Origin of the sequence: Bacillus sp. FJAT-42376, from assembly GCF_003816055.1 — a bacterium.
Lineage (GTDB): Bacteria > Bacillota > Bacilli > Bacillales > Bacillaceae > Metabacillus_B.
On record NZ_CP033906.1, the window covers coordinates 2,287,360 to 2,299,941 of the forward strand.

At 45.5% G+C, this 12,582-nt stretch carries 16 protein-coding genes; all 16 read left to right on the forward strand.

The genetic code is table 11. The features are described from left to right. Positions 1–406: 406 nt before the first annotated feature. The 16 genes from CEF21_RS11475 to dprA all read left to right on the forward strand — a co-directional run bounded on the left by CEF21_RS11475 (position 407) and on the right by dprA (position 12,355). The gene (locus CEF21_RS11475; protein ID WP_123916465.1) at positions 407–739 is read left to right on the forward strand and encodes a putative DNA-binding protein; all 333 of its coding nucleotides are present in this window, start codon (positions 407–409) and stop codon (positions 737–739) included. Positions 740–752: 13 nt separating this feature from the next. Continuing rightward, positions 753–2,096, forward strand: coding sequence for a signal recognition particle protein (gene ffh, locus CEF21_RS11480; protein WP_123916467.1), 1,344 nt, complete (start codon positions 753–755; stop codon positions 2,094–2,096). A 91-nt stretch (positions 2,097–2,187) separates the two neighbouring features. Continuing rightward, positions 2,188–2,460, forward strand: a complete 273-nt coding sequence (rpsP, locus tag CEF21_RS11485) for a 30S ribosomal protein S16 (RefSeq protein ID WP_035411990.1) — start codon at positions 2,188–2,190, stop codon at positions 2,458–2,460. Between the two features lie 10 nt (positions 2,461–2,470). Beyond that, positions 2,471–2,701, forward strand: a complete 231-nt coding sequence (locus tag CEF21_RS11490) for a KH domain-containing protein (protein ID WP_123916469.1) — start codon at positions 2,471–2,473, stop codon at positions 2,699–2,701. A 124-nt stretch (positions 2,702–2,825) separates the two neighbouring features. Beyond that, complete coding sequence (locus tag CEF21_RS11495; protein ID WP_123916471.1) at positions 2,826–3,206, forward strand: YlqD family protein; 381 nt, start codon at positions 2,826–2,828, stop codon at positions 3,204–3,206. 9 nt (positions 3,207–3,215) lie between these two features. Further along, positions 3,216–3,749 (forward strand): ribosome maturation factor RimM, encoded by a 534-nt coding sequence (rimM, locus tag CEF21_RS11500; RefSeq protein ID WP_123916473.1) that lies wholly within the window; start codon positions 3,216–3,218, stop codon positions 3,747–3,749. Further along, positions 3,739–4,470, forward strand: a complete 732-nt coding sequence (gene trmD, locus CEF21_RS11505) for a tRNA (guanosine(37)-N1)-methyltransferase TrmD (protein ID WP_123920181.1) — start codon at positions 3,739–3,741, stop codon at positions 4,468–4,470. Before rimM ends, trmD begins: the two co-directional genes overlap by 11 nt. A gap of 145 nt (positions 4,471–4,615) precedes the next feature. Beyond that, positions 4,616–4,960, forward strand: coding sequence for a 50S ribosomal protein L19 (gene rplS, locus CEF21_RS11510; protein WP_035411981.1), 345 nt, complete (start codon positions 4,616–4,618; stop codon positions 4,958–4,960). Between the two features lie 194 nt (positions 4,961–5,154). Next, positions 5,155–5,706, forward strand: a complete 552-nt coding sequence (gene lepB, locus CEF21_RS11515) for a signal peptidase I (RefSeq protein WP_123916475.1) — start codon at positions 5,155–5,157, stop codon at positions 5,704–5,706. Positions 5,707–5,721: 15 nt separating this feature from the next. Continuing rightward, positions 5,722–6,576 (forward strand): ribosome biogenesis GTPase YlqF, encoded by an 855-nt coding sequence (gene ylqF / locus CEF21_RS11520; protein WP_123916477.1) that lies wholly within the window; start codon positions 5,722–5,724, stop codon positions 6,574–6,576. 75 nt (positions 6,577–6,651) lie between these two features. Next, positions 6,652–7,416: a ribonuclease HII gene (locus CEF21_RS11525; RefSeq protein ID WP_123916479.1), complete on the forward strand. Its 765-nt coding sequence runs from the start codon at positions 6,652–6,654 to the stop codon at positions 7,414–7,416. A 16-nt stretch (positions 7,417–7,432) separates the two neighbouring features. After that, complete coding sequence (locus tag CEF21_RS11530; RefSeq protein WP_123916481.1) at positions 7,433–8,869, forward strand: hypothetical protein; 1,437 nt, start codon at positions 7,433–7,435, stop codon at positions 8,867–8,869. Continuing rightward, positions 8,866–9,144 carry an EscU/YscU/HrcU family type III secretion system export apparatus switch protein gene (locus CEF21_RS11535; RefSeq protein WP_123916483.1) on the forward strand — a complete coding sequence of 93 codons (279 nt, stop codon included), beginning with the start codon at positions 8,866–8,868 and terminating at the stop codon, positions 9,142–9,144. Before CEF21_RS11530 ends, CEF21_RS11535 begins: the two co-directional genes overlap by 4 nt. Before the next feature lie 174 nt (positions 9,145–9,318). Next, positions 9,319–10,479, forward strand: a complete 1,161-nt coding sequence (gene sucC, locus CEF21_RS11540) for an ADP-forming succinate--CoA ligase subunit beta (RefSeq protein WP_123916485.1) — start codon at positions 9,319–9,321, stop codon at positions 10,477–10,479. Positions 10,480–10,497: 18 nt separating this feature from the next. After that, complete coding sequence (gene sucD, locus CEF21_RS11545; RefSeq protein ID WP_123916488.1) at positions 10,498–11,400, forward strand: succinate--CoA ligase subunit alpha; 903 nt, start codon at positions 10,498–10,500, stop codon at positions 11,398–11,400. Between the two features lie 73 nt (positions 11,401–11,473). Beyond that, on the forward strand, positions 11,474–12,355 hold the full coding sequence (dprA, locus tag CEF21_RS11550) for a DNA-processing protein DprA (protein WP_123916490.1): 882 nt from the start codon (positions 11,474–11,476) through the stop codon (positions 12,353–12,355). Positions 12,356–12,582: the final 227 nt, after the last annotated feature.

Sequence of the window (12,582 nt, forward strand, 5' to 3'; positions counted from 1 at the left end):
GAACTTAGTTTCTGTGTCTAGCTCCGGCGGCTAGCCGTTCGGCTGCTTCGCTATCTCGGGCCCGCACGATGCGGGTCAGTTCTGCGTTGCGGCAGGACGCCGCGCTCTTAGCAGAACTTCCTTTAAAAAAGCGCCTCTCGGTCGAGAGCTCCATCAGCTCTCACGGCTGAGCAAGCCGCCTTATCGAACTTAGTTTTTTTGTCTAGCTCCGGCGGCTAGCCGTTCGGCTGCTTCGCTCTCTCGGTCGAGGCAAAGAGCGCCTCTCGGTCGAGAGCTCCATCAGCTCTCACGGCTGAGCAAGCCGCCTTCGCTTTTCTAGTCAAGATAAAAACTTGACATGCTTTCCCAAACTCGGTACACTGTAATTGTTGTAAAGGCATTTCACTTAACAAAAGGGGAGAGAGCCGTGATTTTAGAGAAAACGACGCGGATGAATTACCTCTTTGATTTTTATCAGTCACTGCTTACATCGAAGCAGAAGAGCTATATGTCTCTTTATTATCTCGATGATTATTCCCTCGGTGAAATTGCCGAAGAGTACAGCGTCAGCAGACAGGCCGTTTATGATAATATTAAACGGACCGAAACGATGCTTGAGCAATACGAAGAAAAGCTGCTGCTACTTCATAAGTTTCAGAAGCGCAATGCAATTTTGAAACAGCTTAAGGAACTTGCGTCTGAAACGGATCGCGAAGGACAGCTGCTGGATCTCATTGAAGCGCTGGATAATTTGGAATAAGGAGGCGGTGCAGATGGCTTTCGAAGGATTGGCCGACCGGCTTCAGCAGACGATAACGAAGATTCGCGGCAAAGGGAAAGTTTCCGAGGCCGATGTAAAAGAAATGATGCGGGAAGTCCGTCTTGCTCTGCTTGAAGCGGATGTTAACTTTAAAGTTGTTAAAGACTTTGTCAAACGTGTGAGCGAGCGCGCTGTCGGCCAGGAGGTCATGCAGAGTCTCACTCCCGGACAGCAGGTCATTAAGGTCGTTAAGGAAGAATTAACGGCATTAATGGGCGGAGAGCAAAGCAAGATTGCAGTTGCGAAGAAGCCGCCGACGGTCATTATGATGGTCGGGCTCCAAGGGGCAGGTAAGACGACGACGACAGGGAAACTTGCGAATCTTCTCAGGAAGAAACAAAACCGCAAACCTCTTCTGGTTGCTGCAGATATCTACCGGCCAGCTGCGATTAAACAGCTGGAGACCCTTGGAAAACAGCTGAATATGGACGTTTTCTCACTTGGTGATCAGGTAAGCCCTGTTGAAATTGCGAAGCAGGCGATTGCCCATGCCAAGCAGGAGCACCATGACTATGTGCTGATTGATACAGCAGGCCGTCTTCATGTGGATGAAAATCTGATGGATGAGCTGTCACAAGTGAAAGAACTGGCAAATCCGGATGAAATTTTCCTTGTCGTGGATGCCATGACCGGACAGGATGCAGTGAATGTAGCCCAGAGCTTTAATGAACGGCTCGGACTTACGGGCGTCGTGCTGACAAAGCTTGACGGAGATACCCGTGGCGGGGCTGCCCTTTCTATTCGTGCCGTAACCGACACGCCGATTAAATTTGTGGGTCTCGGTGAAAAGCTCGATGCGATTGAGGCGTTCCACCCTGAACGGATGGCATCAAGGATTCTTGGGATGGGGGATGTTCTCACCCTGATTGAAAAAGCTCAGGCGAATGTCGATGAAAATAAGGCAAAAGAGCTTGAGCAGAAAATGAGAACAGCGAGCTTTACGTTTGATGATTTCCTTGAACAGCTTGGCCAGGTCCGCAGCATGGGACCGCTGGATGAACTGCTCGGAATGATTCCCGGCGCCGGAAAGATGAAGGGGCTGAAGAACGTTCAGGTCGATGAGAAGCAAATTGGTCATGTGGAAGCGATTATCAAATCCATGACCAAGGAAGAAAAACAGCATCCGGAAGTCATCAATGCCGGACGCAGAAAGCGGATCGCCAAGGGCAGCGGTACGTCCGTTCCGGAGGTAAACCGTCTTCTTAAGCAATTTGAAGATATGAAAAAGATGATGAAGCAGATGACCAGCATGTCAAAAGGCAAGAGAAAAGGCGGCATGAAGTTTCCATTCATGTAAATTTCAGGTCTGTTAAGAAAAAACACTTTACAAACCAATGCAACATTGATAATATACTATCTTGTGAACTATTTTCGGAGGTGCTTTAATAATGGCAGTAAAAATTCGTTTGAAACGCATGGGAGCAAAAAAATCTCCTTTTTATCGTATTGTAGTGGCAGATTCCCGTTCTCCTCGTGATGGACGTTTCATTGAAACAGTAGGAACTTACAATCCTGTAGCTCAGCCTGCAGAAGTGAAAATTGATGAAGCTTTGGCTCTTCAATGGATGCAAAACGGTGCAAAACCATCTGACACAGTTCGTAACCTGTTCTCAGCTCAAGGAATCATGGAAAAATTCCATAATTCCAAACTGAACAAGTAAGATGAATCAGATGATCGGGTTAATCGAAACAATTGTTAAGCCGCTAGTGGATGAGCCCGATATGGTTTCGGTGGAAGAAAATGTTCAGAGCCGGGTCATTGTGTACCGTCTCACCGTCAGCCGGAACGATGTCGGAAAGGTCATCGGCAAGCAGGGCAGAATTGCAAGAGCCGTTCGTTCCGTTGTCTACGCAGCGGGGACACGCTCCTCTAAACGAATTCAGCTTGAAATTAACGATTAACTTGAAGAGACGGGGACTTAAGCCCCCGTCTTTTTTTTATGCCGTTCACTCTTTTTCCTATCTTCCTTATTTATTGGGAATAATGATAAAATAGACAGAGTGTGTTGTGAAGGGTGGATGGCGCGTGAAGATCATGCAGACGGTACATGTTATGCAGGTTCTGACTGAGAAGAGCAAGAACAAGCTTTTAGAGGGGTTTAACTCCAGCAGAGAGCAGCTTCACAGAGAATGCGATCAGCTCTATTTTCAGCTGAAAAAACTTGAGAAAACAAACATTAGCACTGAAATGAGGCAGCAATATAAAAAAGAAATTGAAAAGCGGAAAGACAAAATGAAGATGGTCGATTTTCAAATTGAGCAGCTTCATACACTTCCGCTTGGAAGCGAGCTGAAAGAAGAAGAGGTCCAGGCTCTTGTTGAGGTTGAGGTAGGGGATACCTGGCAAAGCCCGCTTTCCGAAAAACGCATCATTGTAAAAGATGGAATGATTATTGAAATATGCTGAGGTGACAGAATGGAAACAAAATGGTTCAACGTAGGAAAAATAGTGAACACCCATGGAATCCGCGGTGAAGTGAGAGTCGTGTCAGTCACAGACTTTCCGGAAGAGCGCTATCAGGCCGGCAAGAAGATTTTTATTTTCGGCGAAAAAGACACCGCCCCTAAGGAAGTCGTTGAGATTGAAAGCCACCGTAAACACAAAAATTTTGACCTGCTGACTTTTAAAGGTTATCCGAACATCAATGACGTGGAGCCGTTTAAAGGAATGGTCATCCGGATTCCTGAATCTGAGCTGACAGAGCTTGATGAGCATGAATTTTATTTTCATGAAATCATCGGATGCACCGTTTTTACGGATGACGGAAAAGAAATCGGCAAGGTCAGGGAAATTCTTACCCCCGGTGCAAATGATGTGTGGGTAATAAAGAGACCCCGCCGGAAAGATGCACTTATTCCATACATTAAAGAGGTCGTAAAGGAAATTGACCCTACTAATAAGAAAATTGTGATCACGCCTATGGAAGGGCTGATTGACGATGAGGATTGATTTTCTTTCCCTTTTCCCGGAAATGTTTGAAGGGGTCCTGCATCATTCCATTATGAAAAAGGCTCAGGAAAAAAATGCTGTAACCTTTAATGTGGTCAATTTCAGGGAGTATGCCGATAACAAGCATCAGACGGTGGATGACTATCCATATGGGGGAGGAGCGGGCATGGTACTGAAGCCTCAGCCTATTTTTGATGCTGTTCAGGCGATTCAGGAGTCATCGGATGCGGAACCAAGAGTCATTCTTGTCTGTCCGCAGGGAGAACGGTTTACCCAAACCAAAGCAGAAGAACTGGCTGGAGCCGATCATCTCGTATTCATCTGCGGTCATTACGAAGGGTACGATGAGAGGATCAGGGAGCACCTTGTAACGGATGAAATCTCAATCGGGGACTTTGTCCTTACCGGAGGCGAACTCCCCTCGATGACGATTGCAGACAGCGTTGTCCGCCTCCTTCCCGGGGTTCTTGGAAATGAAGATTCTCCTGTGCTTGATTCTTTCAGCTCCGGCCTGCTGGAGCATCCGCATTATACACGCCCCGCTGACTTCAGGGGGATGAAGGTACCGGATACACTGATTTCCGGGAACCATAAGCTGATAGAAGAATGGAGGGAAGAAGAGTCTCTGAGAAGGACACTTGAACGCAGACCCGACTTGCTTGAATGCTATAACTTTACGGACAGGCAGAAAAAAGTTTTGGAAAAGCTCAAAAAGCGTTAAATACCAGTTGCAAAAGCCAAAATGAATATGGTAAGATATCTCTTGTGGTTTGCAGAGATTCATTGAATAGCTGCAGATCTTATTAAGATGTTCCGCTGCAATGCATAAGATTGGAATGAGCATCTGTTGGAAGGAGTTGAATACGATGCAAAAACTAATTGAAGAAATCACAAAAGAACAGCTTAAAACTGATCTTCCTGCGTTCCGTCCTGGTGACACTGTGCGTGTACACGTTAAGGTTGTTGAGGGAACTCGTGAACGTATCCAGCTTTTTGAAGGTGTTGTGATTAAGCGTCGTGGTGGTGGAATCAGCGAAACATTCACAGTCCGTAAAGTTTCTTACGGTGTTGGTGTTGAGCGTACATTCCCTGTACACACGCCTAAAATCGCTAATCTTGAAATCGTCCGCCGCGGTAAAGTACGCCGTGCGAAGCTTTACTACTTGCGTGAATTGCGTGGTAAGAAAGCACGTATTAAAGAAATCCGATAAATTAGAGAAAGAGCTTGTTAAAGCAACAAGCTCTTTTTTTATGAAATGATAATGCTCTCTTCCGATCTTCCCTATGTAAAAGGCAGTCCTTCAACTCACTGAAATCCCTCAAATGTTCAAATCAACCTGACAGGTTTTAACTTGCTGAAACAGTGTAAAAATAGAATTAGCTGAAGATTGGGATGGTGAGATGATTGAAGAAAGAAAGAAAAGAGCTGTTTGAATGGCTCAAAGCGATTGGGCTGGCCATTGCCATTGCCTTTATCATTCGCCATTTTCTCTTTTCAACGGTTGTCGTCGATGGAGAATCCATGCTGCCGACACTTAATCCTTTTGACCGGATGGTCGTAAACAAAGCGGGTTTTTCCATTTCAGGCCCAAAGCGCTTTGAAATTGTTGTTTTTCATGCCTCTAAAGATGAGGATTATATAAAGAGGATTATCGGACTTCCCGGGGAAACGGTTGAATATAAGTATGACCAGCTCTACATAAACGGTAAGCCCGTTAGTGAACCTTACTTAAAAAAATATAAAAGTGAATTGATTGATCCGCCGCTTACAGAAAATTTTACCCTTGAAGAAGTGACAGGACGAAAACGGATTCCAAAGGGGCAGGTTTTCGTAATGGGTGACAATCGAAGAATCAGCAAGGACAGCCGGCATATCGGCACGGTCCCGGTTTCGGAAATTATGGGAGAAGCAAAACTCGTTTACTGGCCTCTTCCGGAAATGCGCATGGTGAAGTAAAGGAAGGTGTTAAATATGGCAATACAATGGTTCCCGGGCCATATGGCAAAAGCCAGAAGGCAGGTAACAGAAAAACTGAAGCTTATTGATATTGTGTATGAGCTAGTGGACGCAAGGCTCCCTCTCTCATCCAGAAATCCAATGATCGATGAAATTGTGTCGGCAAAGCCGCGGATTATTTTATTGAACAAAGCAGATATGGCCGACCCGAGAGTAACAAAGGAATGGCTGCACTATTTCAAAGAAAAAGGGATGCACGCGCTGCCCCTTGATGCTCAGTCAGGGAAAGGATTGAAAGATATTTTGCCTTTATCCAAGCTCGTGCTGAAAGAAAAGCTGGACCGCCTTGAAGCGAAAGGCGTTCGCCCGAGAGCGATCAGAGCCCTGATCATTGGGATTCCGAATGTAGGGAAATCTACACTGATAAACAGACTGGCAAAGAAAAACATGGCTAAGACCGGAGACCGGCCGGGAGTTACGACGGCTCAGCAATGGGTAAAAGTAGGCAAAGAAATTGAACTGCTCGACACGCCGGGAATTCTCTGGCCAAAATTTGAGGACCAGTTAGTCGGGTATAAACTTGCAGTGACAGGAGCCATTAAGGACACCATCTTGAATTTGCAGGACATCACTGTGTACGCCCTTCAGTTTTTAAGTGCCAACTATCCTGAACGATTAAAAGAACGTTTTGGATTAGAGGAAATTCCAGAGGAAATTGTCATGCTCTTCGATGAGATTGCAACCCGCAGGGGATGTGTGATGAGCGGCGGGATTGTCGATTACGATAAAACATCTGAGCTTGTCCTTAGAGAAATCCGTTCCGAAAAATTAGGTGCTCTGTCTTTCGAAAGACCGGGAGAAGAGATATGATAGAGAGACTTGCTTCGTGCGAGTCTTTATTTTTTTGCAAAAAAAGCCGATATTAAAGATAAAGGAAGTTCATAGATGAAACAAACGGTAAAAGACATTGAATCGATTTTGAAAAACATACATAACCCGCAGGATCCGCTCATTGAAAAGTACAGACGGGATGAGAGAGCGTCTGTACGCAAACTTGCAGAACGCTGTCTGGCAGGCATTGAAAAAAAAGACCGTATGCGCCAAATGTTTGAAGAATTAAAGAGATTCGAATATGATGCCCGCTCTAAAGGCTTTAAATCAATCGCAGGCATTGATGAAGCCGGAAGAGGGCCGCTTGCCGGTCCGGTTGTAGCCGGGGCTGTTATCCTTCCCGAGGGCTTTTACCTGGAAGGGCTGAATGACTCGAAAAAACTTTCTGAAAAGAAGCGGGATTTATTTTTTGACGTCATCCAAAAAGAAGCCCTGGCTATCGGGATCGGGATTGTAGATGCCGAAGAGATTGACCGGATTAATATCTATCAGGCCTCAAAAAAAGCGATGAGGCTGGCCATTGAAGATTTAGAATTGAATCCTGATTACCTTTTAATCGATGCAATGGAAGTGGAACTGAACATTCCGCAGGAAAAAATTATAAAAGGGGATGCGAAAAGTATTTCCATTGCTGCCGGTTCTGTTGTCGCTAAGGTGACAAGAGACCGGATTATGAAGGATCTTGCAAAAACGTATCCTGCCTATGGCTTTGATCAGAATATGGGGTATGGAACGGCTATCCATCTCGAATCGCTGAAAGTGCATGGTGCTACTCCTCATCACAGAAAAACCTTTAGTCCTGTAAAAGAACTTCTTTAAAAAGGAGTGAAGCAAGATGGAACGGATTTCTTCACCATTTCAATCATCGTTAGCTTTTCCGGATTCCTCAGGCGTTCGTTCTCTTCAGTTAAAGAACGGCCAGCTGATCATGGGGAAGGTTGCAGAGCTTTATCCGAATCAGCGGGCTCTGCTGCAGTTTGGGCCGCATAAACTGACAGCTGCAGTGGAGGCACCCTTACAGAAGGGAGGGGAATATATTTTTCAGGCAGCGGTCAGGTCCCAATCGGATTTACCGGAACTCAAATTGATCGAGAAAATGGAAAAACAAGCCGATCCAATCCGGGCATTGATATCTATTGCCCCTCCCGCGGGCGCTTTTTCATCCAAATGGGCTTCACAAGCAGCAGTAAGCCTTCTCCGGGCGAGCATTCCTTTTTCCGCAGAGGATATATCGGAAGCAGCAGAGTGGCTTAAAAGCCTCACTCCGGCTTCTAAGGAAGCAGGGGTCCTGGCGGTGCAGGAGGCCATGGAGCGGCAATTGCCTATCAATCGCAGGACATTGAGCTCCGTATTGGAAGCCGTTCAGGGGGGGTCTATTAAAAGCGGCCTTCAGAATCTTGTTCCGGCGCTCAGCATATCTGACCCAAAAGAAGCCGCTCTTCTTCAAAAAATAGACAATTTATGGAATGGAACAGCCGATCGGAAGGCATCTGCGGTGATCCACGAGCTCCAGAAGCTGAGTACAGGGTCTTTTACAGAAGAAAAGGCCGCTGCTGATTCCGTTTTAACGAAACTTTCAGCCTCTGGGAATCCGGCGGAGCAGCTTCGTCAAATGTTCCAATCCAATTCCGGAATTTTAACAGCTGAAGAAATGAATTGGATTGGTCAAAAGATAAAGATCAGGGACGTTCTTTCACAGCCTAAAGAACTGATCCGTTTATTTATGCTGCTTGAAAAATCCTTCAGCGCCGAAGGAGGAGAAAACCGTTCCGAACAGACGATCCGCTCTCTTTTGGCACAGGTCGGAGATAGTGCAAGTCCGGCTGCAGATCATGCGGAGAAGCTGTCGCTGAAATTGAACGGCTTGCAGCTTCTCCAAAACGATCAGCCCGGACAATTATCCTTGTGGCAGCATTTTCCGGTTCAGGATGAGAGAATTCTTTCGGATGTAGCCGTCAATTTCCAGCTTCGCAAAGATCCGAAGGGAGAGATTGATCCGGCATTTTGCCGCCTTGTTTTTTATCTGGATTTAAAGCACTTAGGTCCACTTACAGCGGATGTTCAAATTCAGAACCGGGTCGTATCCGCAGCCGTTTATTCGAAACAGGATCTTTCTTCTATTGCAGCAGCTGCACATTCTGAATTAAAAGCCGGGTTCTCAGGACTCCCCTACCAATTTTCAGGGATCTCTTTTAAGAAAACAGAGGAGTGGAACGTCCCGGAAGCTCCAGTCTATCAAGCTCCTTCGAAAGGATTTGATTTTCGGATATGAAAGAAAGCAAGAAGAAAAAAGCAGTCGCACTAAAATATGAGGGCGGTGCCGATCAGGCTCCAAAGGTCACAGCAAAAGGCCGGGGACTGATTGCGGATGAAATTCTTTCGAGGGCGCAAAAGGCTGGCGTGCCGGTCAAAGAGGATGCATCACTCGTAAATTTACTGGATTCCCTTGAGGTTCAGCAGGAAATTCCTGAGGACCTCTACGCAGTTGTTGCAGAAATTTTCGCCTATATCTACAAGCTTGACAAGGAAAAAGAGGAACAAAAGTAAACTGGCAGGAATGCCACACTTTTTATATTTTCAGGAAAATAATTTTAAGAGGAAGATTGTGAATTTTTCGAAGGATTTAAAGATTTTGAGTGGAATGGTAGACAACCAATGAACTATTTTATAAAATGAAAGCGCAGTCTAATTTAATTGATACATAGGTTAGGAGGATGGGAAATGAATATCCATGAGTACCAGGGAAAAGAAATCCTCAGAAAATATGGGGTTGCAGTACCGAATGGAAAAGTGGCTTTCACTGTTGAAGAGGCAGTTGAAGCAGCAAAAGAACTAGGCACACAAGTAACAGTGGTTAAAGCCCAGATTCACGCAGGAGGCCGCGGTAAAGCAGGCGGGGTAAAGGTTGCGAAAAATCTGGATGAAGTAAAAGAATACGCAAGCGAAATCCTGGGGAAAACACTGATTACCCATCAGACAGGTCCTGAAGGGAAAGAAGTTAAGCGTTTGCTGATCGAAGAAGGCTGCGACATCAAGAAAGAATATTATGTCGGGCTTGTTCTTGACCGCGATTCCTCAAGGGTTGTACTGATGGCCTCAGAAGAAGGCGGAACGGAAATTGAAGAAGTAGCAGAAAAAACGCCTGAGAAGATTTTTAAAGAATCTGTTGATCCGGCAGTCGGCCTTCAAATGTATCAGGCACGCCGAATCGCATTTAACATCAACATCCCGCGTGAGCTTGTGGGCCAGGCGGCTAAATTTATGATGAGCCTGTATAAAGCATTCACAGAAAAAGATTGCTCCATTGCTGAAATCAACCCGCTGGTCGTTACGGGAGACGGCAAAGTCATGGCGCTTGATGCGAAGCTTAATTTTGATGCAAACGCATTATACCGTCAAAAAGATGTTTTGGAATATCGTGACCTTGATGAAGAAGATGCAAAAGAAATTGAAGCATCCAAATATGATCTCAGCTACATCTCTTTGGACGGAACAATCGGCTGCATGGTTAATGGAGCCGGTCTTGCAATGGCGACGATGGATATCATTAACTACTACGGCGGGAATCCCGCAAACTTCCTTGATGTTGGGGGCGGCGCCACTGCTGAAAAAGTAACGGAAGCCTTTAAAATCATTTTGTCCGATCAAAATGTAAAAGGAATTTTTGTTAATATTTTTGGCGGTATTATGAAGTGTGACATCATTGCTGAAGGCGTAGTGGAGGCAACGAAGCAGGTTGGCCTTGAAATTCCATTGGTGGTGCGTCTTGAAGGGACAAACGTAGAACTGGGTAAACAGATCTTGAAAGATTCAGGACTAAATATTACGGCAGCTGAGTCCATGGCGGATGGAGCTCAAAAAATCGTTTCTTTAGTAGGCTAAGAAAGGCGGGGGATAAAAATGAGTGTTTTCGTTAATAAAGATACAAAAGTTATCGTTCAGGGGATTACAGGTTCAACAGCGCTCTTCCATACAAAGCAAATGCTTGAGTACGGCACGAAAATTGTCGGCGGCGTGACACCTGGAAAAGGCGGCACAGAGGTTGAAGGAGTGCCGGTTTTCAATACGGTCATTGACGCAAAAAATGAAACAGGTGCAAATGCATCCGTCATTTATGTTCCTGCGCCTTTTGCAGCTGACTCCATCATGGAAGCAGTAGACGCAGAACTGGATTTGGTTATCTGTATTACAGAACACATCCCGGTTATGGATATGGTAAAGGTTAAACGCTACATGGAAGGCAAGAAAACACGCCTTGTAGGACCAAACTGCCCGGGTGTCATTACTCCAGGCGAGTGCAAAATCGGCATCATGCCGGGCTACATTCATACAAAAGGCCATGTAGGGGTTGTTTCCCGCTCCGGAACGCTTACATATGAAGCAGTTCATCAGCTTTCCCAGGCAGGAATCGGACAGTCTTCAGCTGTCGGCATCGGGGGAGACCCGGTTAACGGGACAAACTTTATCGATGTTCTAAAAGCATTCAATGAAGACCCGGAAACGTATGCTGTCATCATGATTGGTGAAATCGGCGGTACGGCAGAGGAAGAAGCGGCTGAATGGGTAAAAGCCAATATGACGAAACCGGTAGTAGGCTTTATCGGCGGAAAAACAGCACCTCCAGGAAAACGCATGGGCCATGCCGGTGCGATCATTTCTGGCGGAAAAGGGACAGCGGAAGAAAAAATTAAAACAATGAATGCTTGCGGCATTCAAGTGGCAGACACACCATCTGTTATGGGTGAAACCCTTATTGCCGTGTTGAAAGAAAAAGGCATTTACGAAAACTGTAAAACGCATTAATTATTTAATAGTAGAAACGGGTGAAATGCACCACCCGTTTCTATTCATATTAAGCGAATGAAAGGGTGCTTTTGTGAACCGAATAACGGAAAAACTCCTCATTCTTTCTTATTGCAGGGGTATTTATGCTGCCAAAATCAGAAAGATTTATCAAATGGATCCTTCCTTTCGTCTTCTCCTCCATCTCAAACCTTCAGAATACGCTTCAATGGGCCTTGTCGCTCCTTCATCCTACTCCGTTTTCATAAAAGATTTCACTTCCTTAAAAGCAGCAGATATTCAAAAAAAATTGAACGATTCAAAAATATCCTTTATCACGATAGCGGACCCTTCCTATCCCGTTCTGCTGAAAGAAATACCGGACCCTCCAGTAAGTCTGTTTTGCAGGGGGGATATGAGCCTGATGACGGCTGAGCATATACTGGGAGTGGCAGGGGCACGAAATGCTACTTCATATGGAAAAAGGGCCTTGGCAAAAGTGCTGGTTCCGCTCATTCAAAAGGGGTTTATCATCGTAAGCGGCCTTGCGTCAGGCATCGATACAGCAGCCCATGCTCTTTCCATTCAGTATGGCGGGAAAACGATTGCGGTATTGGGCGGAGGCTTCGGGCACATCTATCCCGCTTCCAATTATGCGATTGCTGAAGAGATTGGGAAAAATCATCTTCTCCTTACTGAATACGCCCCGCATATTAAACCGCAAAAGTGGCATTTCCCGGAGAGAAACCGGCTGATTAGCGGGCTGGGCAGCGGGACACTCATTGCCGAAGCCAGAGAGCGCAGCGGTTCTTTAATTACGGCCCAATGTGCACTCGAACAGGGCAGAGAAGTGTTTGCCATCCCGGGCAGCATTCTGGACCGCTCATCAGCGGGAACGAATGAACTTTTAAAAGACGGGGCAAAACTGGTTATGGGCTATGAGGATATTTTAGAAGAAATAAAAACCTTTCATTAGAAAAAAATAAAGCCCGCGCAAGGAATAAAATTCCAAACCGCGGGAAATTACTGTTTGACAAACGCATGATATATATTTAATAATAGTGGGGATTTAACTTGAAAAGATAAAAATGCTTACAAATAGCTCAAATATGCGGATTTAACGTTTGCGGGAAAAGAAACCGCATCTTAAAAGAGGCTCTGTAAAAGTCTGATGTTGATTTCTACCACTTGTTGATTGAAGCG